Source organism: Bradyrhizobium sp. UFLA06-06, from assembly GCF_054820065.1.
Genome location: NZ_JADFUD010000033.1, coordinates 47,210 through 71,218 on the forward strand (window position 1 = coordinate 47,210; position 24,009 = coordinate 71,218).

At 59.4% G+C, this 24,009-nt stretch carries 19 protein-coding genes and 4 pseudogenes; 8 read left to right on the forward strand and 15 right to left on the reverse strand.

Going from position 1 to position 24,009, the window contains the following annotated elements:
• Positions 1 to 53 precede the first annotated feature (53 nt).
• On the forward strand, positions 54 to 380 hold the full coding sequence (locus IF803_RS25850; protein ID WP_168857680.1) for a hypothetical protein: 327 nt from the start codon (positions 54 to 56) through the stop codon (positions 378 to 380).
• Here the strand turns inward: IF803_RS25850 and IF803_RS25855 are convergent.
• Both IF803_RS25855 and IF803_RS25860 read right to left on the reverse strand, forming a co-directional pair.
• The gene (locus tag IF803_RS25855) at positions 377 to 1,234 is read right to left on the reverse strand and encodes a hypothetical protein (RefSeq protein WP_461193945.1); all 858 of its coding nucleotides are present in this window, start codon (positions 1,232 to 1,234) and stop codon (positions 377 to 379) included. The two genes, IF803_RS25850 and IF803_RS25855, sit on opposite strands and share 4 nt — an antisense overlap.
• A complete protein-coding gene (locus IF803_RS25860) occupies positions 1,231 to 2,358 on the reverse strand; it encodes a type IV toxin-antitoxin system AbiEi family antitoxin (RefSeq protein ID WP_197971328.1) in 1,128 nt (375 codons plus the stop codon). Before IF803_RS25860 ends, IF803_RS25855 begins: the two co-directional genes overlap by 4 nt.
• A 308-nt stretch (positions 2,359 to 2,666) precedes the next feature.
• On the opposite strand from IF803_RS25860, the gene IF803_RS25865 reads away from it, so the two are divergent.
• Positions 2,667 to 3,026, forward strand: coding sequence for a hypothetical protein (locus tag IF803_RS25865; protein ID WP_209946064.1), 360 nt, complete (start codon positions 2,667 to 2,669; stop codon positions 3,024 to 3,026).
• Between the two features lie 46 nt (positions 3,027 to 3,072).
• Here IF803_RS25865 and IF803_RS25870 read toward each other — a convergent pair whose 3' ends face one another.
• From IF803_RS25870 to IF803_RS25880, 3 genes are read right to left on the reverse strand one after another with little or no spacing between them, the layout of a single operon-like run.
• Positions 3,073 to 4,386 (reverse strand): DUF2130 domain-containing protein, encoded by a 1,314-nt coding sequence (locus IF803_RS25870; RefSeq protein ID WP_168857697.1) that lies wholly within the window; start codon positions 4,384 to 4,386, stop codon positions 3,073 to 3,075.
• Positions 4,387 to 4,409: 23 nt separating this feature from the next.
• Positions 4,410 to 4,751: a helix-turn-helix domain-containing protein gene (locus tag IF803_RS25875; RefSeq protein WP_461193946.1), complete on the reverse strand. Its 342-nt coding sequence runs from the start codon at positions 4,749 to 4,751 to the stop codon at positions 4,410 to 4,412.
• Positions 4,748 to 5,119, reverse strand: coding sequence for a type II toxin-antitoxin system RelE/ParE family toxin (locus tag IF803_RS25880; protein ID WP_461193947.1), 372 nt, complete (start codon positions 5,117 to 5,119; stop codon positions 4,748 to 4,750). The genes IF803_RS25875 and IF803_RS25880 overlap by 4 nt, the downstream gene beginning before the upstream one ends.
• 145 nt (positions 5,120 to 5,264) lie before the next feature.
• Here IF803_RS25880 and IF803_RS25885 point away from each other — a divergent pair, with 145 nt between their 5' ends.
• Entirely contained in the window at positions 5,265 to 5,651 is a 387-nt protein-coding gene (locus IF803_RS25885; RefSeq protein WP_461193948.1) for a hypothetical protein, read from the forward strand.
• Positions 5,652 to 6,219: 568 nt separating this feature from the next.
• Here IF803_RS25885 and IF803_RS25890 read toward each other — a convergent pair.
• From IF803_RS25890 to IF803_RS25905, 4 genes are read right to left on the reverse strand one after another with little or no spacing between them, the layout of a single operon-like run.
• Complete coding sequence (locus IF803_RS25890) at positions 6,220 to 7,482, reverse strand: TIGR02679 family protein (RefSeq protein WP_461193950.1); 1,263 nt, start codon at positions 7,480 to 7,482, stop codon at positions 6,220 to 6,222.
• Positions 7,479 to 11,603: a TIGR02680 family protein gene (locus IF803_RS25895; RefSeq protein ID WP_461193951.1), complete on the reverse strand. Its 4,125-nt coding sequence runs from the start codon at positions 11,601 to 11,603 to the stop codon at positions 7,479 to 7,481. Before IF803_RS25895 ends, IF803_RS25890 begins: the two co-directional genes overlap by 4 nt.
• Positions 11,593 to 12,939 (reverse strand): TIGR02678 family protein, encoded by a 1,347-nt coding sequence (locus IF803_RS25900; protein WP_080586169.1) that lies wholly within the window; start codon positions 12,937 to 12,939, stop codon positions 11,593 to 11,595. Before IF803_RS25900 ends, IF803_RS25895 begins: the two co-directional genes overlap by 11 nt.
• The gene (locus IF803_RS25905; RefSeq protein ID WP_018270039.1) at positions 12,932 to 14,446 is read right to left on the reverse strand and encodes a TIGR02677 family protein; all 1,515 of its coding nucleotides are present in this window, start codon (positions 14,444 to 14,446) and stop codon (positions 12,932 to 12,934) included. Before IF803_RS25905 ends, IF803_RS25900 begins: the two co-directional genes overlap by 8 nt.
• A 309-nt stretch (positions 14,447 to 14,755) precedes the next feature.
• Between IF803_RS25905 and IF803_RS25910 the strand changes: the two are divergent.
• A pseudogene (locus tag IF803_RS25910) lies at positions 14,756 to 15,156 on the forward strand (cell envelope biogenesis protein TolA); the annotation flags it as partial.
• 676 nt (positions 15,157 to 15,832) lie between these two features.
• Here the strand turns inward: IF803_RS25910 and IF803_RS25915 are convergent.
• The 3 genes from IF803_RS25915 to IF803_RS25925 form a co-directional block, all read right to left on the reverse strand.
• The gene (locus IF803_RS25915) at positions 15,833 to 16,417 is read right to left on the reverse strand and encodes an anthranilate synthase component II (RefSeq protein WP_018270040.1); all 585 of its coding nucleotides are present in this window, start codon (positions 16,415 to 16,417) and stop codon (positions 15,833 to 15,835) included.
• Positions 16,414 to 17,808, reverse strand: a complete 1,395-nt coding sequence (gene pabB, locus IF803_RS25920; protein WP_461193953.1) for an aminodeoxychorismate synthase component I — start codon at positions 17,806 to 17,808, stop codon at positions 16,414 to 16,416. Before pabB ends, IF803_RS25915 begins: the two co-directional genes overlap by 4 nt.
• A gap of 114 nt (positions 17,809 to 17,922) precedes the next feature.
• Positions 17,923 to 18,282 (reverse strand): Dabb family protein, encoded by a 360-nt coding sequence (locus IF803_RS25925; RefSeq protein ID WP_018270042.1) that lies wholly within the window; start codon positions 18,280 to 18,282, stop codon positions 17,923 to 17,925.
• 785 nt (positions 18,283 to 19,067) lie between these two features.
• On the opposite strand from IF803_RS25925, the gene IF803_RS25930 reads away from it, so the two are divergent.
• Complete coding sequence (locus IF803_RS25930) at positions 19,068 to 19,724, forward strand: dethiobiotin synthase (protein ID WP_026192348.1); 657 nt, start codon at positions 19,068 to 19,070, stop codon at positions 19,722 to 19,724.
• On the opposite strand, the pseudogene IF803_RS25935 reads toward IF803_RS25930, so the two are convergent.
• Positions 19,721 to 19,840: pseudogene (locus IF803_RS25935) on the reverse strand (ATP-binding protein); the annotation flags it as partial. The gene IF803_RS25930 and the pseudogene IF803_RS25935 overlap by 4 nt on opposite strands.
• Before the next feature lie 511 nt (positions 19,841 to 20,351).
• On the opposite strand from IF803_RS25935, the gene IF803_RS25940 reads away from it, so the two are divergent.
• Complete coding sequence (locus tag IF803_RS25940) at positions 20,352 to 22,286, forward strand: recombinase family protein (protein WP_461193955.1); 1,935 nt, start codon at positions 20,352 to 20,354, stop codon at positions 22,284 to 22,286.
• A gap of 175 nt (positions 22,287 to 22,461) precedes the next feature.
• Here IF803_RS25940 and IF803_RS25945 read toward each other — a convergent pair.
• Positions 22,462 to 22,569, reverse strand: a pseudogene (locus IF803_RS25945) (ATP-binding protein); the annotation flags it as partial.
• 21 nt (positions 22,570 to 22,590) lie between these two features.
• Between IF803_RS25945 and IF803_RS25950 the strand changes: the two are divergent.
• A pseudogene (locus IF803_RS25950) lies at positions 22,591 to 22,668 on the forward strand (ArsR family transcriptional regulator); the annotation flags it as partial.
• A gap of 364 nt (positions 22,669 to 23,032) precedes the next feature.
• Positions 23,033 to 23,209: a hypothetical protein gene (locus tag IF803_RS25955; protein WP_155258911.1), complete on the forward strand. Its 177-nt coding sequence runs from the start codon at positions 23,033 to 23,035 to the stop codon at positions 23,207 to 23,209.
• A gap of 468 nt (positions 23,210 to 23,677) precedes the next feature.
• On the opposite strand, the gene IF803_RS25960 is transcribed toward IF803_RS25955, so the two are convergent.
• The gene (locus tag IF803_RS25960; RefSeq protein ID WP_080586171.1) at positions 23,678 to 23,935 is read right to left on the reverse strand and encodes a hypothetical protein; all 258 of its coding nucleotides are present in this window, start codon (positions 23,933 to 23,935) and stop codon (positions 23,678 to 23,680) included.
• Positions 23,936 to 24,009 lie beyond the last annotated feature (74 nt).

Genomic DNA, 24,009 nt, shown 5'->3' on the forward strand with positions numbered 1-24,009 from the left:
CCAGACGGGAAGCCACGCCGGGGCCGGCAAGGTAAAAGATATAGGCGCCGGCGTTGAAGAAGACGTGGGCTGATGCACGCTTCCATTTTTCGATGAACGGCTTGCTGGGTCCCATCCATCGCATGATTGCGAACTCCTTGCCGTCGAGATTGACGACGCGGGATTTGAAATCGAGCGACACCCTCGTAGCCCTGATAGGCGGCGAGCACCTCCCCGCGCGCCGCCTGCATCCGACCTCGCCGCGGTTCGTGCTTGGCCGCGGCGATCTCATCGAAAACGTCCGTCGTATCGACGGCGAGCAGCGGGATAGAGCGCATCGCCGCTCTTGCATCGGTCGCCGTAAGGGCCCTGTGTTTTTGCCATGGGCTTGTTCCCGCTAGACCAGCCCCAAGGCCTTCAGCCAGGCCTGCACCTGTCCGAAAGCGTCCTGTTGCCATTGATCGGGGGTACGGTCTCCGAGGAGATTCGTTTCCTCGACGAACTTCCGCACCGACGTTGGGCCGTAGGCATCTTCCTTGACAAACTTTCCGGCGATGTGGGCGTAGCCTTGTTTGCCTTCCGCCAACTCGAGCAGCGGCTTGCAATCCGCGGCGAGCGCCTGCAGCCCGCCGGGGTAATTGCGGATGCAGTAATAGATATCGTAGGCGTCCTTCTGCTTATGCCGGTTTTGGATGGCATAGCCCTTCATGGCCAGAAGAGCCGAGATCGAGGCGATCGCGATCTCGACGCGGTTCTTGCCGCCCGAGGGCATCGAGCCGTCGATCGCCACCATCTGATAAAACTGGAGCGCAAGATCGGCGCCGTCTGCGCGCTGAACGGCAAAATTCTCAATGAGGGCCGGCTTGTTCTTGGTGAGCTCGACATGGCGCGGCATCAGGAAATCGACGATCACGTCGATGGGCGGGCTGCCGTCGTTGGGGACGACCTGTCGCACGAGCTGAAACTTCTTGAGCTCGGTGCGCTGGTCGTAGCCGTTCTCCATTAGGCTTTCGATGAGCGCCTTGTATTCGGCGTCGTCCTTGAGGGCTGCGGCATCGAGCGCGATGTCGATATCGAGCGTGCCGACATGGGCCATGTCCTCGTTCTCAAGCAGGAGCCAGGGCACAGCGCCGCCGATGACCGCGAACTTGCCCTTGAAGCTGCCGAGGATCTGGCCCATTTCGACCAGCACGGATTTCACGGCCGCCGTGGTGCGCTCGTCGTAGTCGGCAGCGGACTGCGGCTCGGGCTTCACTTCTTTTGCCATTGGAGCTTTTCCTCGCGGAGATGCTCGGCGGCTTCCCTTCCGCGCTCTCCGGCTACGTAGAGGTCAAGGTAGGTCTGGACGGGGCTCGTGCACCGGACATACGGCGCGGGCTCGATGGAATCCCGAAAGAGTCCCTCGTCCTCGACTTGCAGGACGCTAACATTCTCACCGCGTGCCGGGGAGGACAAATCAAGGCGCTCTTTGAGTACCGAGAGGCCCTTCTCATCGGCGTAAAAATAGTTGGTACTTATACGGGCGTATGGCGCGAGCCACTGCGCCGCCGAGAAGGAGGCCAGCATGGCCTCACCCTTGCGGCTGGCCTCTTCGAGGACGTTCGGCAGGCGCTGTTGCAAGGCGCTGCCGTGTGAGGTGGTGTAAAAGAGAAGCTGCTGGCCTGGTGGCTTTTCATAGACCGCCCGCCAGCTATCGAGCAGCGCGTCGGGACGAATAAGGCTAAGCCCTTCGCGGTCGGTGCTTGCCCATTCGCGGTCAATCAAGGCATGGCGGACATTGCTGACATGGCCGAGGCTCACATTAGCTTGTTCGGCAAGCTCGGCGACCTTCCAGGCACGTTTGGGATCGCGTAGCAGCAGACGGAGAATCTGGGCGGACTTTGGTGCAAAGATCGATTTGATTTCGCGGCGCTCGGTCGCGGGCTTGAGAGGAACCGCGCGTTCGATGAACACGCCCCCGAAGACCAGACGGCAATTGCCTTCAAAGTCTAGGAAGCCAATATTCTCTTCACGGCAGAGGCCCTGCGCGGCGGGCGACAGGTAGGGCGCGATGACGACGCCGTACGCGCCCTTGTCGAGGCTCTTTACGTAGTGCCGGAGCTGGTCAATCGCGGCCCGCACGATGCGCGGCTGGCCATTGCTCTTGAACTCGCAAACGATCTTCTGGGGGCGTCCATTCGACTTGACTTCAACGAGCAGGTCGAGCTCCCAGCGATGATCAGGGTCAATGACGTTCTGCTTGACGGCCACCACGGAGAGGAACGGGACTTCGGCCAAAACGGCTTGCAGCCGGTGGGCGGCTTCCTTCTCGAATTTCACTGTGGGGTATGGTTTCAGCATTTGCTGAAAATAGCCATACCAGTGAAAATAGTCAAGCAATTTTCACTGAAAAGATCGTCTTCAGCATTCGCTGAAATGGCTATTTCGAGTGAAAACTAGTAGTAACCAATTGACTCTGCTCGATTCCATATGCACTCAGACCTCCCCCCGTAGCCCAAAGGTTCCGAGACGACGGCTCGCGAGAGCCCGGTCCCGCTGGCGGGACGCGCCCGAAGGCTGGGAACCCACAGAACCGGCGGAAACGGTTTCCCTTCGGCCCTTCGGGTGCCGGATCGGCAAATCCATCCCGCGCGGCCGCCGCTGCCGGCTTCGCTTCCCTTAGCTGCCTCCCGATAAGGTCGAGGTAGATGTCCGCCAATCAGCGTGCCGTTATCGAGCGAATGCTTGCGAGCGGCGAAAGCTGCAATCAAGCCTCGTCCGGACCCGCTTTTCTTTCGCTAAGCGAAGGCGAATTCGGACACCACCTGAAGGCAATTGATAACAATCTCGGAGAGCAGACGGCCATCGTTGCCGACGCATTTTCCAAGTACCTGAAGATGGGCGAAGTCCCGGCGCCGTACTATCCCTGGCGCATTGCCATCATTCTACGGCGCGAAAAGAGATTTGATTTAGAGAAGCTGTTCCTTGCCGCGTGGTGCGGGCATTTCTCCGACGGAAACGGTGTCCGGTACGCTCAACTAGCCGATCGACTCCGAAAACTGACATAATCGCATCTGCGATTAGCAGTGTGGCTCCGGAGCACCAGCTGCAGTGCTATCCTAGCTTTCGCTCCAGTTCGCTGTCATTTTCCAGCAATGGCACCTCCAAACTCGGAATCTCCGGCATGGCTTTTCCAGCGATGGCCTGAAGGTCGCCGATCATTCCCACCGTGGAATCGATGACGGCCAGTATCTGGGTCTCCCGCTTGGCCCACTGGCGTCCCATAAATTTGCGTTCCTTGTCGAGATCTTCGCGCATGTCGTTGAACTTCTCGACTACGGCGTCGACACGCTGCCGAAATTTCGTTCCCGTCAGGTAGTGGTAGACCTGCTCCATTTTGGTCTGTTGACCTTGTTGGACGAGGCGCGAGGTGCTCACGTCGATCAGCGCTTGGCGGAGCGCAACCGCTACGGGCAATGCGCAACGCGGATGAGCCACCCAGATGCCGTCGACCAGGTCGAACTGCTCGATATGTTTAGGCAAGACATGGGAGATGATCAAGGCGACGTCGGCGCCGGAGCGGCGCTGGTCGTCCCGCAACTTCGCAAGCCAGCCGTCGCTCCACGCCTTGGTACGCTTCGTCTCCCAGAGAATAATGCCAGCAGGCTGGCCAATCGACCCGTTGACCTGCTGGATCACGTCGGCGCCAAGCTCGCCTTTTCCGACCGGCTCAATCGTGTCGGTCGGAAACCGGCCGCGAAGTAATTCCTCCAGCTCAAGCTCCAGCACCTCGCCCTGGGACTGCTGCGATCCTTGTTCAGCCTTGCGTTTCAGCTCCTCGATGGTGCGCGTCATTGATTCAATGGTCTGGTCCTTTTCGGCGACGCGCAGCCGTGCCGCCTCGTCGGCCTCCTGCCTGGCCTTGATCTGGATCGGGTCAATCTGCGCCTGAACGCGTTTCTCAATGGTCAGGTCAAGCTCGCGCTTCTCTTCATCGAGTGCGCGTTGCTTGCGGATGAGTTCGGCCTGCGCCTGCTGCGCCTCCGCCAATTTGGCGTTGTTCGCGTCGAGCATTTGGCGAAGCTCGGCCGCCTCGTTCGTCCGGGCCTGGACTTCGGCCGCGGCTGTCTCGCGCGCCTTTTTCGCTTCTGCGGCGACGAGTTGGCTTCGCTCCGCCGCCAGTCGGCTGGCGACCTGGTCTTCGACCTGTTCACGATCCTTTTGAAGCTTCTCGCGCTCCTGTTGGATTGCTTCGGTCTTTCGTGCGACCTCGGCGTCCTTGCTGGCGAGTTGTTCCTGGAAACGCTGCCGGGTCTCCGCGAGGAGGGGAGCGGCGAGCGATTCGGTGAGCCGAATCTCGTGGTTGCAATTGGGACAGTGAAGGGTAGGTTCATGCGCGGCCCCAGCCGCGGTCGCTTTGAATGTCATGACCCCTCCCGCTCAACGTAGTACTAGGCCGGAATGAATGTGATCCGGCCGACCTCGCCACGCTTCCGATGTGGCTTTACCGTTATTTCGACATCCTGATCGAACGCTGTCAGCATCCGCAGCAGCTTTTCCACCGAAACCAGCTTGAGGTGCCCCCGAAGCAATTTGGACAGGTCCGGCTGCTTCATCTCGACGAGTTTGGCGGCTTCGGTCTGGGTAATCTCCCGCTCCGCCATCAACCGCTTCAGCTGAACAACGAGAGCAGCCTTGAGCTGGTGCTCCTCGGCGTTCGGCAGGCCGAGATCAGCGAAAATGTTGCCGGAGCCCCGGCTATGGGCGGGCAGCTTCTTCTTCGTGCTCATCATCGGTCTCCCTTTGTTGCCCTGCGAATGGCCTCGGCGTCGCGTCGGCGCTGCCGGACCAAGTCAATGTGTCTTTGCGGTGTGGCAATGCCGCTGGTGGACTTTTTCTGGAATGCGTGCAGGACGTACAGGACGCCCTCTAAAGGCGTTGTGTAGACGGTGCGGTAGGTATCACCGTCGAAATTGTCGCGAATCTCCAAAACCCCGCCAAAGCCCTTCAGAGGCTTCGCGTTGCGCGGGTGTTCGCCAAGCTGCGCTTCGAAAAGGGACTGGCCGATCTCGCTTCGGACGGCCGCGGGAAATGCCCGCAGGTCTTTCTTGCTCGAACCCACGAATACGGTGGGTTTGATCGTGCGCAGTAGATCATTCACACACAATTATAGTAATATACCTATAGTCACTTGTCAACAGCCGCCTGCGAAAGGAGCCATCAGGGGGTTGTCGTGCAATTGCCGTCGCCACTATCGGCACAGCCGGCGTAGCCCGGCCAAGTGGCTGGCATCGACGATCTCCATCATGTTGACCAGCGCTGCTGCAGCTGCCCTGCGCTTTTCCAGCCTCATGGACGAAAACCCGATGAGGTCGTCTATGCTAAGGACCATTCAGATGGATATCGATGAGCTGAGAGATACAGGAATACGGCTACATGGGCTAACCAAAGCCGACAGCGTTTATACATTTTATCACGATGAAACCGAATATATCCGCAGATTGCATATCGTCGATGATGGTCGCCTGAATGTTGCGGAGCTGAAGGTATTCGTCTTGGGCGGTGCTGTGCATGAGGGCGAGCCGCGTCCCATAGAGATCCAGTCTCTTCGCGAAGCAATGCGCATTCAGAAATCGGCGCCAGAAATCAAGCTGGAGCATGTGGCCAGCCGAAACGTCGGCCGGAGCAATTGAGGTCTACGGCAAACCGTGCCTTTGAACCATGCATTCTCACTCTGGACAGGGGTATCCCACGCAAGATCGGTCAACCTAGCGATTTCGTTGAGCAAAAGGCGCCAGACCGCGTCGGTCTCGACAATCCCTTCCATGTGACAGGCCCAAGCAGGTTCGACCGGAACACGCGCGACATCGCGGCGTCACGCAGATCACGCGGCAGTCTCCTGGAGGAAGGAAGAAGTTCCCTTAAGCGGGTCTCGAGCAGCAACAGATCAGCAAAGCGATCGACGTCATGGGGAAGGGATGAAAGGTACGCCACACCGCATCGAGCGCCTGATGAACGGCGCGGGCATCCCCGGCAGGCTTGGGACGTTACCGAGGTCCTGGGAACTTCCGCCGGCCAATGCCGCCTGAATCGCAGGATAGAGAACTCCAGTCGTTACCGGGGCTATAAAACCGCCGGCGAGACGTGCGGCGACAAGTGGAAGGGTAAGGATTTCACGTCCGATGTTTCCCTGGCGCGCCGCCGCAAGACGCTGCATTCGTGTCGCCAATGGCCCGTGTATGACGAGGGTAGATCGGACGATCATCGAGCCAGATCCTGTAACAAGTCGTCGGTCAGGCTCTCTTCGGCGATCGCAAGACCGTGGGTTCGCATCGATGCTGTCAAAGCATCGTCCCATAAGGCGTGGACCTCGAGGCCGGCTAATGCAAAGCCGGGACGCGGCGCTCGTGCCACTGCCGCCACATATTCCTTGGCGTCGAACCGCCAGGGTACGGCCCCAAACTCACGGATGACGTGATTGGCGATGCGCAAGCCTGGCCAATCAAAATCTCCATGATAGTGCAGGCGGGCGCCCGCGATTGCGAGTTGCTGCAATATGGCGCGTTGGGCGGCGGCAGGCATTCCCTCAGTGCACACCATGGGCGCACAGTTCACGCCAAGTTCGTCGGCTGCGATCGCGAGAACATTCGGGTTTTCACAAACGTAGATGTCTTGTCCTTTGACCATCCAGAGGGGATCGGACCGCAACAAAAAGCGCAGTGAGGCGTAAGTTGGCTCGCCTGACGGCAGCGGCAACAAGCGGCCGCTGCTGATCTGGAGGTTCAAAAACAGGGCAGGCCGTGCGAGTTCATTGACCAGAATTCCTGCCTTGGCCCAAATGTCACGAATCCGCTCCTCGCCATTGTCGCGAACCCTGGCGCTCTCAAGCGCTGGCGCGTCGTCGCAAATGTCCCGGTCGAGATTCACCTTGCGCCAAATCGCGAGTACCAACGTCGCTACGGCTTGTCCCGTGTCGAGCGCGTGCGCGTCGCCAAGGCTTTTCGCCGCCAGCTGTGCCCGGGTCATACCCTTGGCTGGTAGAAGCTTGAGCACAATATCTGCCTGCGAGCAAAGTCGGGTGGCGACGTCTGTGTCACCATTCGAGAGCCGCTTCACCAGGCCCATCCCGAAGGGCGTTTGGAGAAAGCTCGAAAGATCCTGATGGGTTGCGCCAGACAGCGCCTTCGACCATCCTGCTCTCAACTCGGCCCGAGCCGTCTCTGCGTGAATGATCGGACCGTCTATTGATTCCAGCGCGTCGCGCAGTGACGGTGCGACACCTGCTCGGCTCAAGGCGGCGTCGATCATTTGCACATCGACCTGCATGGAACTTGAGAAACGAGTCGGTCGACCCATCAGCCCGGCAAGTGCCGCATGCTCGGCGCTGCTGAGATTCGAAAGCCGAAACCCCTGTATCTTTCCATCCACGGGGCCTCGCTCGAAGCGCTGTCGAAGACGCTTTCTAAGTGGAGCCCGCGCATCGCCGCCGAGCAGACGCTGGAGACGGCCGTCCCCTTCAATCATGCGCCTGCAAACCTTCGATTTGGATCATTTTCACGCTGCTTGGCGCGGCCATCCCAGGTCCAACGGGAGACGTGTACTGCATCGATATTCTCAATTCTCTGAAGGTGGCAGATCGAGACGCCGGGTAGTTCAGCATAGCACCCCCACTCGCGTTCGCTTGTTACGACGAAATCGAGGTCGAACTCACGAATCAATGCCATGCAGTGGGCCCGCGCAGAATCGTCAATGCCGGCAAAAACCTCGTCGAGCAACACGAGGCGCGGAGAGTGGGGCGAGCCGCTCTGGCTATAAAAGCTGGCGACCGCCGCGAACAACGGGACCGTCAGGCCAAGCGCGCGTTCGCCGCTCGATGCAGGCCCGGACAGCTTGCGCCACTGCTTGTCCTGCCAACGTTGGACGGTGAACCGGTGCCAATGACGATAGTCGAGAGCTCGGCTCAATTGATCGAGAAGGCTACCGCCCGTCGTCGAATCCGCATTCGCCCGCTCGATATCGATTCGATCCTGCAACATGGCTCCGACCACGCTGCGGTCCTCGGGACTCCAAAGATCCGTGCTTGTGTTCAACAGCCGCTTTCGGGCAGCATCCAATCCAACGGGCGCCCCCTCGGCCCCCTCGGCCAGCGGAAGCCACTGCAGCCTGAAGCGGACTCCGGTCGACGTTGGTCGCTTGTACAGCTCCTCGTTGATGGCATCGACTTTCCGAGCTGCATCCTGCATCAATCGCTGGATCGCCGCGGCAATCTCGGCCTGGAGGTGATTTTCCAGTATCTCTCGCTCGCGTGCCGTCAGCAGCTCCCGACGCTGAGCAATTTCATGCTTGAGCCGTTCCGTAAGCCGATCCGGCCTTTCCGGCCGATTTTGATAGACGACAGTGACCACCAGTCCATAGTCGGCCGTTTGGTCCATTTGGGCCTGGTGACCGAGCGCGCTAAGGGCGCGGCTGAGTTCGGTGTAATCCACAGAGAGATGACTTTGGATCCGCTTCCACGCCTCATCATCATGCGGAACGTCTGATAGGGCCTGTTCGGCTCGGCGCGCGAGCGTCAGCGCCGGCTCAATCGTCCATGCTGCTCGAGAGTCAGGTAGGTCAATTTCAGGAAGGGCGATCGGCAGAAGGTCGGTTGCAGCAAATCCCTGCAATCGAGCAACGGCTTGTTGACGCCCTGCAATCCGCTCCTGCAATAGCTCGTCGGCTGAGGTCACTTTTTGCTCCGCCCGCGCCCGTTCCTCACTCGCGCTTCGGGCAATTGCTCCCTTTCTCTTCAAATCAGCTTCGCTGAGCTCGAGCGCGGTTCGGGCGGTCTCAAGCTTGGCTTGTAATTCGGCAACCTTCGCGCCTACGGTTTCTTGCAGCGTCTCCAGCCGTATCCTCGCCTCGCTGGCATTGCGCCCCTGCTCGATTGCGTGCGCAATATTTGCGTCCGCTTCTTGTTTGGCATCTCGTTCACGGTTCTGTTGTTTCAGCAATTCCGATTGAGCCTGGCGCAACTCGCGAGCCGCATGAGCGAGCGCAAATACCTTTTCCGTCAGCTGCGCAAGCGTGGTGTCGACGGCGTTCAATTGAGCGTAGTCGTCGGGAAGATGCAGGTCCTGAGCGTCCTTATGCAGGATCGAGCGCGCACTGCTTCGGCGCTCGACAGATTCCGCCAGTCTTTGCGCGGCTTGCTCGAGCCGACCGGAAGCCGAGGTAAATTCACGGGCAGCCGATGTTACTTCGGCGTGGCAGGCTCGCAATGAATCGTCTCCAGGGGCACCACGCCACTCCTCCGCGGCACGCTCTTGGTCGCGCGCTTGCTCCGAAAAACGATCTTCCAGAGCAGCTCGTGCTTGAGCGAGCTCCTCAAGCCTGACCGAGATAGCCTCAAGCCGGCGCGCGCGAGCCGCGGCGCGGGCAGCATAACCTATATAGATTGCAACGGGTTTGGACCAGGCGCCGGAGAGCGCGCCAATTCGGAAGCATCCGGTCGGCGATAGCCAGGTCTCCGCCTCGCCGCTATCTTGCTCCGTGCAGCTCATGCCAAGTAGCAGGCTTGTGACAATGTCCGCCGAGACTTGATCTCCCGCAGGCTGCAGCCAGTGCGCCAACGTTTCCACCTGACACGGACGTCCTACCAGTTCCGTATCATGGAGCCGTCGCGGCCCACTCGGAATGTGCACAGTTCCGTCAGGCTCGACCCATGCATCGAGAAGTCCCGATGCCTCAAGTGCGGCTTCGAGGCCGGCGCGCTCCGAGGCATCAAGACGCTCGTGGAAATCAACCAGCTGCCACAGAGGCGCGCCACGGCGGTCAACTCGAACCCCCGCCGCGCGAAATGGCGGAATGGACGGTACAGCGTCCACGCCTTTTTCAAGGCGCTCACGCTCGGCCGTTAGATCCGCCTCTTCGTTCTCGATTGCCCGTCGTTCAGCGACGAGCGCCGAACGGCGCGTGGCGAGGCGCTCGCTGGCGACCTGCTGAGCTTCTTGCAACGAACCGCGCGCCGGGTTCTCCCCCTCCAGGGTAACAACCCACGTCGCGAGCAAGTTCAGCGATCCTTGTGCATCTCGCAACGTCAATTGCTGCAGCGTACCAAAGTGCGTCGCCCAGGCATCAAGATGTGCACGTCCCTCACTTTCCACGGCCTGATCCGCTGCATCACGTCGGGCCTGGGCTGCCTTCGCTTCCTCCTGCCGCTCCTGATGTGACCGATCCTTCGCGTCATGATCCCGCTCGGCCTCGTCGACGGCTCCCCGTAGACTCCTCACATGCGCAACCTGTCCACGACGTCGCTCAATGATTTGCCGCAGATCGCTTTTTGCAGCTTCGCAAGCCAGCTCGTTCAATTCAGCGAGCTCGGCGATATCCGACCCGGTCAGAAGTCCCTGGTTCCACTGTTGGTCGGTGCCACTGAGCTGAGCGAGCGGCAAGGCGGCCTTTCTAACGTCAAGTACCTGGCCGCCTATGCTGGCGAGGCGTTCGCCCCGTTCAAATGTAGCGCCTTGTTCGCTGACAAAGCGGCTCTTCGATGCCGTTGACCTTGCGTCGGCCTGTTCGGCCTCACGTTTGCGATCGCTCGCTTCTCTTGCGGCAGAATCCAGTCGATTTGCGTCCTTGTTCGCCGGGTCAGATAGCAGCACTTCCCAGCGCGTTCGGTTTGTGGCCACGATCTCTTCTGCAGCGCTATGGGCGCCATTAGCCTCTTCCTCCGCCGCTTCTAGAGCTGCGAGCTCAGAGCGAGCTTCATTAGCTGCACGACTGGCATTGTCGAAGCCTGTTTGCGCGCTACGCAGGCCTCGCGCCTGTCGTCGTGTTTGCGTCCTAGCGTAAGTCCGATACCGATCCGTAAATTGACCGACATAACGAGCGAGCGCTTGGTAGTCCTGCAGCTGGCGACGGTCTTCCTCAAGTTGATTGAACGCATCGGCCACGTCGGTCAAAAGATCGGTGGACAGGGGAGGGAGTGCTTCCGTCAACGCGGCCGACAAACTGCCTTCATCCGGCTTTTTCGATAGCTGCGGTTGCCGAAGCTGGATCAGTGTGTCCATCAACGCCGAATAGCGCGCATGACCCAATTGGAAGAGATGTTCGTCCACCGCACGGCGATAGCTGGCCGCCGTGTCGTAGACTTGCCCATGATCGGCCAGCGTCTCTCGAAGCTTCTCCTTGGTCAGCACAACACGCTGCGGGCTCGTGAGCCACACGTCTTCACCAATGCGCTGACCGTCAAGAATGAAGAACCAGCTATCGACGTTCGGCCGTGCCGCGACCGCCAACAAACCACTGCCCAGAGTGAGATACCGTGGCTGTCCGTCCTCTGACAAGCGCCCGAATTCAATCCAGGTGTAACCCATCCGGCGCTCGTGCTTCCCGAGCAGCAGATTCCAGGCCATCTTCTTCGTCGCGTCGCCGTCCGGTTCGACTCTGGACGATTTCAGCTGGGCATCAAACAGAAATGGAAGCGACAAGGAGAGCACCTTGGACTTTCCGGTCCCGTTGTTCCCACGAAGCAGCAGGTGTCCATCGCGAAACCAGAACTCCTCGCTGTCGTAGTGAAAGAGATCGACCAATCCGAGGCGAAGCGGCTGCCACCGCTCGCGGGCGGGAGCGGGCAGGTCCGGCTGGGCTCCGTTATTGCGCATCGTGATCTTGCTGGCCGGCTGATTTGCGCGCCGTGCCGGCCTCCCGAATCTCCGCCTGTCCGACGGCGAAGCGACTTATTGCAGGCAACGGACGGACACCGTTCGCCGACATAGAGATCAGACGAAGCTTGCGCAACCGCTCCAATGCGATACGTGCCAGTTCACGCTGCGTGCCTGGTTCCCGTGCAGATTTTCGCCAATAACGGCCATAGCGTTCTCGCGCCCTCTCTATGAAATTCGTGATGTCGACTTCAGTTGAGATCTGATGTTCAGGCTCGCCTCCATCGCGGAGCGTACCCGCAAGATGCTCGGCTACCAGGAGCGTGACGTGCGCCTCGGTGCCTTCCGCCGGCATGGAAAGATCGGTGAGCGTTCCGGTCTCGTCAGCAAGCGCCAATCCCTCCGCGCGCTGTTCGGGAACGAGACCAGCAGCTTCCGCAAGGCGAGCTCCCATCGGGCCACGCTGATTTAAGAAGTACGCGCGCGTCACTGGATCGAGTGAGTCGGTGTACACGACCGGATCGTCGAGGAGGCGTCGCGACAGGTCACGCCGTGTAGCGGTCCTGCGGCCGTCGTCGCTGTCCGGCACATGTTCAGCGGTAAGGGATTGCAACCGCTGTTCTACATCCCGCGGCGCTTCTTCTGCGGCCCATGTTGAAGGACCGCGTACTGCGGCAAGAATCCCGGCAAGGACGCGACGCTGGATGTCATAGAGCGCATCATGCAGATGTTCGGAAGTCTCGGAAATGTGATGCACGAAGCCCTCTTCCTCACCCGCGACGCGAACGAGAACACCAATGTCTAAAAGATGGCGACAGACGGCCACAAGTTCGCGTCGTTCGTGGTGCGTCTGCAGCGTAAAACTGAAGGCAAAGGCATTCAGTGAAGGCTCCGCGGCGAATGCAAGCAGCCGATCGCCAAGAACGCGGAGCGTGATCTGCGGATCAGCGCGCTCAAGGACGGCGCACGCCAAGCAGAACAGGATATAGCGGCGTCTATCGTAATCCGGGAAGCCACGCGTGGAATCGAGAAGATCAGCAGGACGCTTGAAAAGACGAGCGCAGTCGCGCTCGACATTCAGTATCCATCCCGTTTCGCGCGCGAACCATTCTCTGAGGGTTTCGGAATGTCGACGTACAGCCGTGAAATCAGGATGCGCTGACGTCATCAGCGGTGTCATTAAGAGAGCGCGAAGCGCGGTTGAAATCTCCTCTCGCACGTAGCGTGCTTGATGCAGTCCAATGTGCTGGCTCTGGACGCGGGTCGCCTTGCCATCCGGGCGTCCGGCGTCGCCACGCCGGATTTGACCGTCCTGCTGTTCCGTCACGCTACTCATGTCGCGCTTCCATGGACGTCACGGTGAGAAGGTGGTCGCGACCGGTGAACAGCCCTGTTTCGGTTGCGATCTCTGCAGTCGAGTCTGCGTCGAGCGGCTCCAGGCGAACCCGCAACAGGCCGTCGCCAGTTTGTCGTTCGACAACCTCGTCGGGGTGCGTCTGCGCTGGAAGCGTTTCACCTAGCAGGGTGAGAAACAGCTGGAACCCGTGACGATCGAGCTCGCCGAACTCGGACAGACGCGTGGGCTCGCCGCTCGCGAGCCGCGCGCGCGCCTCCTGGATTTCACGATCTTCTTCCGTCAATTGCGCCTGGAGTCGTTCTCGCTCGGCTTGACGGTCCTGCACGCGCGGGAGCGGGCCACGCGGAGCCATCTCGCCATATTCGCGCAAGCGCGGGTGTATGCGCACGGGCGGAGCATCATTCCAAGGCGTCGTAGCCGGCAGATCGCTTGTTTCCGCGCCGATCAGGAAGTGCCGGGCCGGATTGAGTGCGAACGCAGCGCGGGCAAGCCGATGTGCCTCGTCCTCGCTGGCGCAATCCGCAAACCAATGGGCAAGGACACGAAAGTCCGCGGATCGATCGCTGCGACCGCTGCGGCGTTCGTTCAATGCAGCGATGACCGCGAGCAGATGCGGGATAGCAGATCGAGCCCTCGATCTTAACACTTCGCCTTGCGGCGGATCATTTCCCGCGCTGACAAACCATCCTCGCAGTCCCTTCCATCGCTCTGTCCAAGCATCAAGCGACTGCGTTGAAGGCTTTTCCTGTTCGTTTTCTTGTACAGGAGCCGCGTCTCGCGATTCGCGTTGTGACGCCTGCTGCAGAAGGGGGCTAATGACTGGGTCAAGCGCGACAAGATGCTGCGCAATACCACCCGAGCGGCTGACAAGGTCACCGATGAATCGATCAAGATAGTCAATCAATCTCTTCTTGTAGGCGATAATTGCGTTTGTATCCGAATGTTGAAGCTCGATGCTGCGTCCGATGCTAACCATGAACGCTTGGGCGTTTTCGGCGAGACCTTCGAAGACTCGAACCAAATCACGCAGCGTCTCATGAATTTTCGCGGCGTCGAACACCGGTTCTTGCGCGAGGTTTCGTAGAACCTGCAGCTGCTTTGCGATGTCTTCGAGCGCAACGCTCTGCAGCTCGGCTCGCCGCCTTAGTGCTTGGCTGAATACAGCAAGGGCTGACTCGACCGCCTCCCCGCCTTCAGAAAGACGATAGAGGAAACGCGCACGATAGAAATCGCTGATGCTAGCGACACGGGCCGTGTCAGGCTGCGACTCGAGATTGCCCCATTCGGTTAGTTGCGCCAATGCGCCCTGAAGATCTTCGATCCTGGGAGGTGCGGCATTCCACTGCGCTTCACCAAGAACTTCGTCGGGTCTGAGATGGAGACGGAACTGTCGCTTGGCCGCGGCGAACGCATCCATGATCTTCCGATAGAGTTCGGACTTTTCGGCGGTGACATGTTTGAATAGCTCACGTGCATCAACTCTCATGGAATGCCGCTGCAAACAGAGGGGGGACTTAGTGGTGATTTAATCAGCGCGGAACAATAAGTGAACGGCTGTGTAGGTCAACCGGGAGAGACGGAGGGTTGAATAAGTCTAGCACCGCAATTTTTTGTGCGGTGCGGCAAAAGCCGACGACATCGCTGTTTTTGAGACCTGCTCAGTCGGAACCGGGTTTAGATAGCCGTCTTGAATTTGGACCCGCCCCGAAACGGAGTATCGGTTCATGGGGCCCCGTGCCAACTGGAAAGGCTTTCTGCGTCCGTCTCCCGTCAAGTGTCCCGCCGCGCTTTAGGCATGGCTAGGAAGCTGAAGACTTACCAAACCCCGCTCGGCTTCTTCGACTTGGCGATCGCGGCTCCGTCGATGAAGGCTGGCTCTGAAAGCCTGGGGCTCGGACAGCAATCTTTTCCATCAGGGCGCGGCAAAGGAAAGTGAGGATCCAGACGTCATCGCAGGAACCACGGCGGCACCGGGCGTCGTTCTGAAGCGTCCCGTGGGCTCAAGCGGGAAGTTCAAGGAAAACGCACGAACTGCCTGCTGGTCTCGCCATAGACGACAGTTGGAAGAAGGCATACCGCAAGTCGCCGAGCCGCAAGGCGCAGAAGCATCTGAAGAGAACCGCCGACCGGAAGGCCGCACTCGCTTTCGAGAACGAACGAGAGTATCGCGATCGCGAACGCGCCAAGGAAGAGGCTATATCAACTCACATGTTCCGTGCGCGATTCAATTCACGATTGATGCGATCTTTGACCCGACGAACCGCAAGAAGCTCCAACCTCGTTCGGGTTCGGCCACTGATCGTCTTGCCATCGAGTTCAAAACTGTAGCGCCACTCGCCCGACAATACTTCTCGAATGCTGAATTGCACACCTCTATGCTGCATAAATAGTTTCAATCCCGATACACAATGGCCCCCAGCGCCGTCGTCGTCGAGCTCCAGATTGATCTATGATTCCCTCAATCCTGAAAGCGTTGACCCGATACCGAAGTGAGCCGCCGATCCATAGGACCGGCGGCCAAGTCAAGGGAGGAAACGCCCGTTAGGGCAGCGGTAGGAGAGTATACCGCTTAGGCACCGCCAATCTCCTGGCGGATCTCGCAAAACAAATTTGCAATTTGGCTAGAAGATGATCCCGATTCACCGAATGAAGGTGATGCGAGGTCTACGCGTGCTGGCTTCAAGTAATTCAATTCAGCCTGTAGCAAAAGCAAAAGTTGCGTACGCGGCGTACAAACCGAGCTCTTCTTTTCGGTTACACCTTCAACAGGTCGAAGCTGTTTCGTCGTTTTACAGGGCTAGATTCGAAAGGCACGCAGCCTGCCATTCGATCTTGCGGAGTAGGCGCCACTTGCGCGATAAACTCTCCGGCTTCACGCTCGGAAACTCTCCGCTAAGCGCAAGAAATTCATAAGCAGCGCGTCACCTTGATCGGTAAGTACTGACTCCGGGTGGAACTGCAGGCCGTGGGTTGGGTGATGCCGATGGGACAAAGCCATAATTTCACCTTCATTTGAACGGGCTGTCACCGCGAGAGGCGACGCGTCCGCCTCACCGAGTTCAATCGCCAGAGAATGGTAGCGTCCAACAGAAAGTGGAGACGGGAGCTCTTTGAATAATCCTCGGCCATCGTGAGCTATGTCGGAAGCCCGGCCGTGCATCGGACAACGGGCGCGCACAACCCGGCCGCCGAAAACGCTCCCAATACACTGGTGCCCAAGACAGATGCCGAGAATTGGGATGTGGCCCGAAAGTTCGCGGACAACCGCTGTGGATATCCCGGCCTCCATTGGTGTGCAGGGGCCGGGAGAGATGACGATCGCCCGTGGCTTGAACGCAACAAGATCGGCGCAGCGGATCGCGTCATTCCGGACAACTTTGGTTTCTGCACCAAGCTTGCGGAAGTAGCGCGCAATATTGAAAACGAAGGAGTCGTAATTGTCGATGATGAAGATCAAAATACACCGGACGGATCGGCATTAAAGGCATCGAACAGTCGCTGGGCCTTGGCAAGCGTCTCTTCATATTCGGCTTCCGGATCCGACATCGCCGTTATTCCGCCCCCTGCATGAAACACAGCCTGGTCGTCGTCAATCATTACGGTGCGGATCGCAATGTTGGTATCCATCTGTCCATTGAATCCGATGAAGCCAATCGCCCCGCAATAGACCTCTCGCGCCACTTGCTCAATGTCCGCAATGATTTCCATTGCTCGCACCTTCGGAGCTCCGGTCACGGAGCCGCCTGGAAAGCAGGCGCGAAGCAGACCGACGGCGTCTTGATTTGCAGCAAGTGCGCCCCTGACAACCGAGACGAGGTGGTGCACTGAAGCGTAGGATTCGAGGTTGCATAATGCCGTAACCTCGACCGAATTGTCCGTACAAACGCGAGACAGATCGTTGCGCAGCAGGTCGACGATCATGATATTCTCGGCGCGGTCCTTTTCGGATGCAAGGAGGATTTCGGCGCGGCGCCGATCTTCCTTCGGATCCACGGCGCGCGCGATTGTTCCCTTGATGGGGCGAGTTTCGACCTGTCGTCCGTCGAGCTTCAGAAACCGCTCAGGAGAGCTCGATGCAATCGTCATCTTGTCGTAGCGCAAGAGGGCAGCGAATGGTGCCGGGTTCGATAACCGCAGCTGGCAATAGAAGGTGAGGGGATCGAACAGGGGCGATATCTTGGCACTAAAGCGTTGTGCGATGTTCGCTTGGAATATATCCCCGGCCAGAATCAACTCGACGACGCGCTGGACCGCCGCGATGAAGCCTTCTCGGCCAAAGTTCGAATGCCATGCGCCCGCAGTGCTGGGAATGGTGAGCGGCGGCAACCTTGGCCTGACTAGCAGCGCCGCAAACTCGTCGGCGCGACGGCGCGCACGCTCGGTTCGCCGAGCGGAGTCCTGCTCCGGCCATCCGGTCGAGACGATCCAGCACTTGCGGTCCCGGTGATCGAAACTGACCACCACGTCATAGAAATTTAGTACCGCTTGAGGCAATTGCAGACCGACAATCGACGGCCGCGGCAGCCGCTCCAGCGTTCGGTTCAGATCGTAACCAAGGAAGCCGGCAGCGCCGCCCTGGAACGGCGGGAGATCGGGGCGATGCGCCTCTCGATATCTGGCTAGAAGGTTGCGGAGGACGGCCCATGGATCACCTGCAACGATCTTGTCGTTCCAACTAGCCTGTCCATCCGACACAAAATATGTGCTGAACGGCTCGCAGGCCAGATAGGAGTAGCGCCCAAGCACCTCATGCTCTGCCGCGCTATCGAGAAAGGTAAGGTGTGGCCGCTGCGCAAAGCATTGCAATGCCTTGACTGGATCAATCCACGGCATCTCCAGGACGTGCATGAGGTTATCGGTTACTAAAGGGCAGCACGTTGTGAAGCCCGCACTAAAGGTGATGCCGTCCTGAAAATGAGCAGTTTTCGTCCCGTCGGCGGCGCGCTTAGACTACTCATCGGGTTATCCGCGGCCAGGTGGTCGCCTGGGCCGTGCTATCTGGGCTAACCCTGACATCCCGGCGAAATGCACATCTGTTGATGGCTCGTAGTCAGCGGCAAGCCGCAGCTCCCGGAGTGGTCGTACGCGCCGGATCGCTTCTCGATACAAATCGTGCGATTTGTATGCAGCCAGATCGCTCTCGCTGTCGAACTCACCATACACAACGACGTCGATATCGTTGCCGAGTTGATCGCTCTTGCGGTTGAGCGCAATCTCGAGCCGGCGCGCATAAGGTATTGAGGTGAGTATCGACAGACCTTCGACGATCTGGTCGATACCGGCCTCATCCTTGGCTGTGAAGAAGACAATGTGACGAATCATGATGATCGATAAGCGTGACGCAGTAGCCTCGGGGCGTTCCTATAGCGAGATCAAGCCCCACGCAATGCTGTGAAGGCGACAGAAAGTTTGCTTTGGCCTCGCGCGCCGTATTCTTTTGGGCGCAGGCGGGTAGCTCTTTGCGGGGACCTCCGCGGCAGCTGATTCGAGGAACCAGCGAGCCGGCTTGGCCTCTTCATAGGACAGTGCGTCGCGCAGAAGCTGAGAACGAGCAACAAATCCCTTCGTTGAGCCATTGCGAACTTGTGAATGTCAGGGCCATGCAGCACGTCTTCGCTATTAGAGCAGGCGAAATCAGCCATTTTCGCGCGGGACTTATGTCCGAAGCGTACCGTTCTGCATCTGTAAGGACACATCCTGCCTGACGTGGATGTCTTCGTACGATCGGGACAATATTTGTAGGCCGATAGCAATCTTAACCTGACACAACACAGCAAGTTCAACTCTGGGAAGAGGCGGTCTACGCGCGACAAATTTCGAAGCTCAATCTCTGTCATACGGGGAGGCCCCTTTTGGCCCAGTGCGATGGCCCTAACTCCGCGCCGCTGTGCAAATCAGTGAGGCGAGGTGAAAGGGCGACTGAGCCACCTGTGCTCCATTGGGACCGGATCACCGTACCGCGATTGTAGGCTGCCGGATCGTCACAAACGACAGGCGGCCCTCTCGATTGGCCATATTTTTGAGTTTCACCGACGCTGAATGTCATGGGGAGGAGACGTGAGGACCATACTGAATATTTTGGACGAAGGGACAAGAGGTCAGGCTCGATGAGCCCGCAGCGGATTGTGGTGGCGGGTACGGGCGCCGGGATTGGAAAGACGGTTTTCTGCGCAGGGCTCGTTAATCTCCTCGGTGCGAAGTTTTGGAAACCGATTGAGGCTCGCCTGGAAGGAGAGACCGATACTGAGTGCGTCGCTCGGCTCGGTGGTCTTTCAGCCGAACGAATCTTGCCAGAGCGTTATCGCCTGCATGCGGTCGGCTCGTCCGACGGTTTCTCAGAGGTCGACGAGGTTCGTATCGACACGGATTCGCTCGACGTGCCGGCCTCCGGTGAGCAGCCGCTGGTGATCGAGGGGACCGGCGGACTGATGGAGCCGCTGAACTGCGGTACCCTTTACATTGACGTCTTCGAGCGTTGGCGGCTCCCTGTTGTGCTCTGCGCTAGCACGGCGCTCGGGACGACCAATTCCGCGCTCTTATCCATAGAGGCTCTCCGAAGACGTCAGATCGATGTGCTCGGAATTGCCTTTGTTGGGGAAAAGAATCCGGATGCTCTGAGAGCAATTTGCGAGGTTGGCCGGGTGCGTTGGTTAGGGAGACTGCCCTGGATTTCTCCTCTGTCGGCCGAGACGCTGCAAGCTGCGTTCGCGGCTTCCTTCCGCCGCGATGATTTCATGCCACATGTCCGCAGCGCCACCTACTAGGCCTCTCGGCCGGGTTTGCAGCTTCGCCGCATGCTCTCGCCGTTGAGATCGATCCGGTGGGCCTTGTGGACCAGGCGGCCGAGGACGGTGTCGGCGTAGGTGGGATCGCCGAACACGACAGAGTACCCCTATTCTTGAGCGGGTCGTGTCTCACGTCACGATCACTGACCCGCATCATTTCCTATTTGGGCACCGGCTTGAGGTGTTGAAGGAGCGGTCGGGGCGTGGTCCCGCCTACGTCGTCGTCGCGCTGCCGGACGGACGGCGGCGGGCGGTTCGGGTCGCGTCGACGGACCTTGCCGAGACGGCGATCACTTCCCGCCCGGACGCGGCCGATCTGCCGCGCGTCAGTGCACGTACGCTGATCCCATTGATGCAACATTTGAGCGCGAGTCTGAGCTTTCTCGACGAGAAGGTGATTCGCGATGACCCACCGACCGCTTCCAGGTCGCGTTGCGTATCGACCCCTGCCGACGTTAGCAAATCCACCCCGTCATCCGACGGCTGGCATTCCGCGCCTGTGGCCGAATCTATCGACCGCGACGCAAACCCAGATTGCTCAAACGATCGCCGCGCTGATGCGGCGAATGCGAGCGATCCCCGGCACGCCCGGAAGGGGACTGGGTCGTGCTGATCAGCTCGAACATCGCTGACGAGCGGCTCACGACCGCACACCGAGCCAAGTTGGCCTATGTCTACGTGCGGCAGTCATCCGTGAACCAGGTGCGCCAGCATCAGGAGAGCACCGAGCTACAGTACCGCCTTGTCGATCGCGCCATCGGTCTGGGCTGGCCGCCGGAGCGTGTCCAGGTCATTGACGAGGATCTCGGCAAATCCGGTGCTGGCGGCGTGGATCGTCATGGTTTCCAGAAGCTCATTGCCGAGATCGGCCTTGGCAACGCCGGTCTTGTGGTGAGTCTCGACGCTTCTCGCTTGGCCCGCAATAACCGGGACTGGCATCAGCTTCTCGAACTGTGTTCGGTATTCGGCGTGCTCATTGCGGATGGTGAGCGGCTTTACGATCCGCGCGCCTACCACGACCGCCTGCTGTTGGGCTTGTCCGGCATCATGAGCGAGGCGGAGTTGCATCAGCTTCGGATGCGCCTGCACCAAGGGGAACGCCAGAAGGCGGCGCGGGGTGAACTGCGGCTGCCGCTACCAGCCGGGCTCGTCTACGATCGAGTGGGCACAATTGTTCTCAATCCCGACGAGGAGGTGCAGGCCCGTCTTCATCTCGTGTTTGCCAAATTCCGGGAACTGCAAAGCGCTCGCCGCGTGATGCGTTACCTGGGCAGGAACGGATTGTCCTTGCCGGTTCGACCGCTGCTTGGGCCATCTCCACACGAGATCGTCTGGCGTGCGCCAGATAGTGCACGCGTCCTTAGTATCCTTCAAAATCCGGCTTATGCTGGGGCGTATGTTTATGGCCGCCGGCAAAAAGATCCGAGCCGATGCCGGCCGGGATCGCTGACGGGAACGGTCAAGGTGGCGATCGCGGATTGGGCGGTTTGCCTGCACGCCGCTCACCCAGGCTATATCAGCTGGGAGGAGTTCATGGCCAACCAGGGGCGACTGGCAGATAACGTCTTCCGCTATGAGGCAGGACACGCTGGCGTACCGCGCAAGGGGGCAGCCCTGTTACAAGGAATTGCGATCTGCGGCCGTTGTGGACGGCGCATGAGCATGCGTTACACGGGCCCGAATGCTGACTATCCGGTCTATTGCTGCCGGTCGGATCGGGACCAGCAAGGCAGTGCTCTGTGCCAGGAAGTCCGGGCCTTGGCCGTTGACGCCTTGGTCGAGCGGGTGGTCCTCGACGCCCTGGTGCCGGATCAGATTGAGATCGCACTCGCGGCGGCGGGCCAACTGGAGCAGGAGAGCCGTCAGCTCGAGCGCCAGTGGGCGCTTCGCGTGGAGCGCGCCCGCTACGACGCCGAGCGCGCTCGACGTCAGTATGACGCGGTAGAGCCTGAGAACCGTCTTGTGGCGCGCTCACTTGAGCGGGCTTGGGAAGAGAAGCTGCGTGTCGTCGAGGCGGTCGAGCAGCAGCATGCGCGTTGGCGAGCGCAAGAGCCGCTTCTGATTGGCCCGGCGGAACGCGCAGGGCTACAAGCGCTCGGGGAGAACCTGCCGCGGATTTGGAACGCGGCCACCACGTCGGCAGCCGATCGCAAGCGCATTCTGCGATTTGTCATCCGCGAAGTCGTTCTTGATCAGAAGCGGACCCGAGGTCAGGTGTGGCTCAAGATCGTCTGGCAGACCGGCGCAACCAGCGAGCATCGCGTTCAACGGCGGGTTCACACCTACCGCAATTACATCGACATTGATCGGTTGCGGCAACGGATCGTCGAGTTGAATGCTGAACACAAAATGGATGCCGAGATCGCGGCAATACTCAATCAGGAAGGCTTCGTCGCGGCCCGAGGCTGCGCCTTCAAAGGCGAGAACGTCTGGGTACTGCGTTCCCGCTGGGGCATTCCAACCGTCAAAATCAATGGCGTGGACAAGAATCCGATGCGCTGGCCCGACGGTAGCTTCTCGATTCAGGGCGCGGCGGCCTGAGCTTGGAGTAACCCCGCAAACAATCTTCGATTATCTTGCGCGCGGATTGCTGGCAGGTCGTCAGTTAGCCAAAGGCCAGCCATGGCAGATCGAGCTCTCAGACGAACAAATCAGTCAGCTTCGCAAGCGGGTGCGACGCACCAAGCGTTCGAAGAAGGAGGCATCATGAAGTCATCGGCTCGCCGATCAGTGCGTGCCATTGATCGACGGGAAGCTCGCCGGTCACGATGGTGGAGCGGCGGCGGTAGCGATCCTCGAGGATCTCCAGGAGGTCGTGGCGGGCTGCCGCTTGTCTCGTCGCTGCGGAAGACCCATCCAAATGCTTGTACTGGCGACGATGGAGCGGGAACGTTCTGATATCATTGATAGGTTTAAGAAGGCATCAAATGCTGCGCGCTGAATTACGCCGGTCAATCTCCAGGTCACTGACTTACTTGAGTGAAGCCAGAGCCCGACGCGGCGCATCTGTTCTTCCAGCTGGTCGGCCGTCGCCACGAAATCGGCGCCATGCTAGCGTTGCCGAAGGAGGCACCGTGTTCGCTGATCCGAGGTTGCCGTCGACTCTGGACCGGCTCTTGCACCACAGCTACAGGATCATTATCCGCTGCAACAGCTGCTCGCTCTGCGCCAAGCGAAAGAGGGGCCTCATCGGGGCGCCCGCCGCTGAGGCCGTCCGCTCGGCTCTGCCTCCCTTCGTCGAGTCAGCGGCGTAGGCATTTCCAGAACCAAACAATTCGGAGAACGTCTTGCCAATTGTGGCAGAAGAGGAAGAACAGCGCCTGCTACAAATGATCCGCGAAGCTGAACTCGCGCAGCGCGAGATCGCTCAGAAACTTGGCCGCACCGCTAGCGCTGTTGGCTCGTGTTTTGTTGGCACGTCAGCGAATGCTCAGAAATCCACTTTGTCGCGTCATGCTCCGTGACAAACCCCTTGATGACTTCAGTTTCGCCGTCGGCCCACAGAATATCGATCCTCCAGCCGGAGCCGGGGTTTTTACAAGCCATGAAAGCTGGTCGTTGCTCGATCATTGCGTGACTATGCGCCGAGGGGCGCCAGCTTCAATCAGTAATCCTGCCTTACTTTGCTCTTTTTTGGCTTTCCCGGGCCTGTCCGCGCCGCTTTCCTGCTCGGCTGCTCTTCAAACAGTCAGCGGATCCGATTGATCCCCTTCATCACCGGCAGTCAAGAAGCGCTGAGCGAGGGGGCGCGCCTCTAAAGCGCGATGTGATTAGGTTGAATCGTCATCGCGCTTTAGCTCTTTGTTTGAGCGTGATCTTTTCGGAAAACCGCTTCGCACTTTTCCGGATCATGCTTTAGCGGTCCGATCGCAGGCTTTTCGTACGCATGCACTACGCGGCTTTTTGGACCGCACTCGACCGGCCTCGGGTCGTCATCCCTCCATAATTGGGTGGCCGAGGAACGCATTGCAGGCACGTTCGGCTTCAGCAAATGCTCCGAAGGGCGATCCGGGCACCTGAGCCGCGGGCTTATTCAGAAAGTCTGGCCGATATGACGCAACAAAGCCGGGTTCTCCACGCAAGCCAGGTCCGCTTCGGCTCTCGTCGCTGATAACGAATGAATAGTCGTCACTGCTTGCGATCCATAGCTTCAGATCGCCGGTGTCGACGCGGCTGAAGTGCAGGGCCATACTACCCTCCACATTTGCTCGGCTAAGCTACAGATCAACTCAATGGGTTCATTTGTGATGCATCTCGGATCATG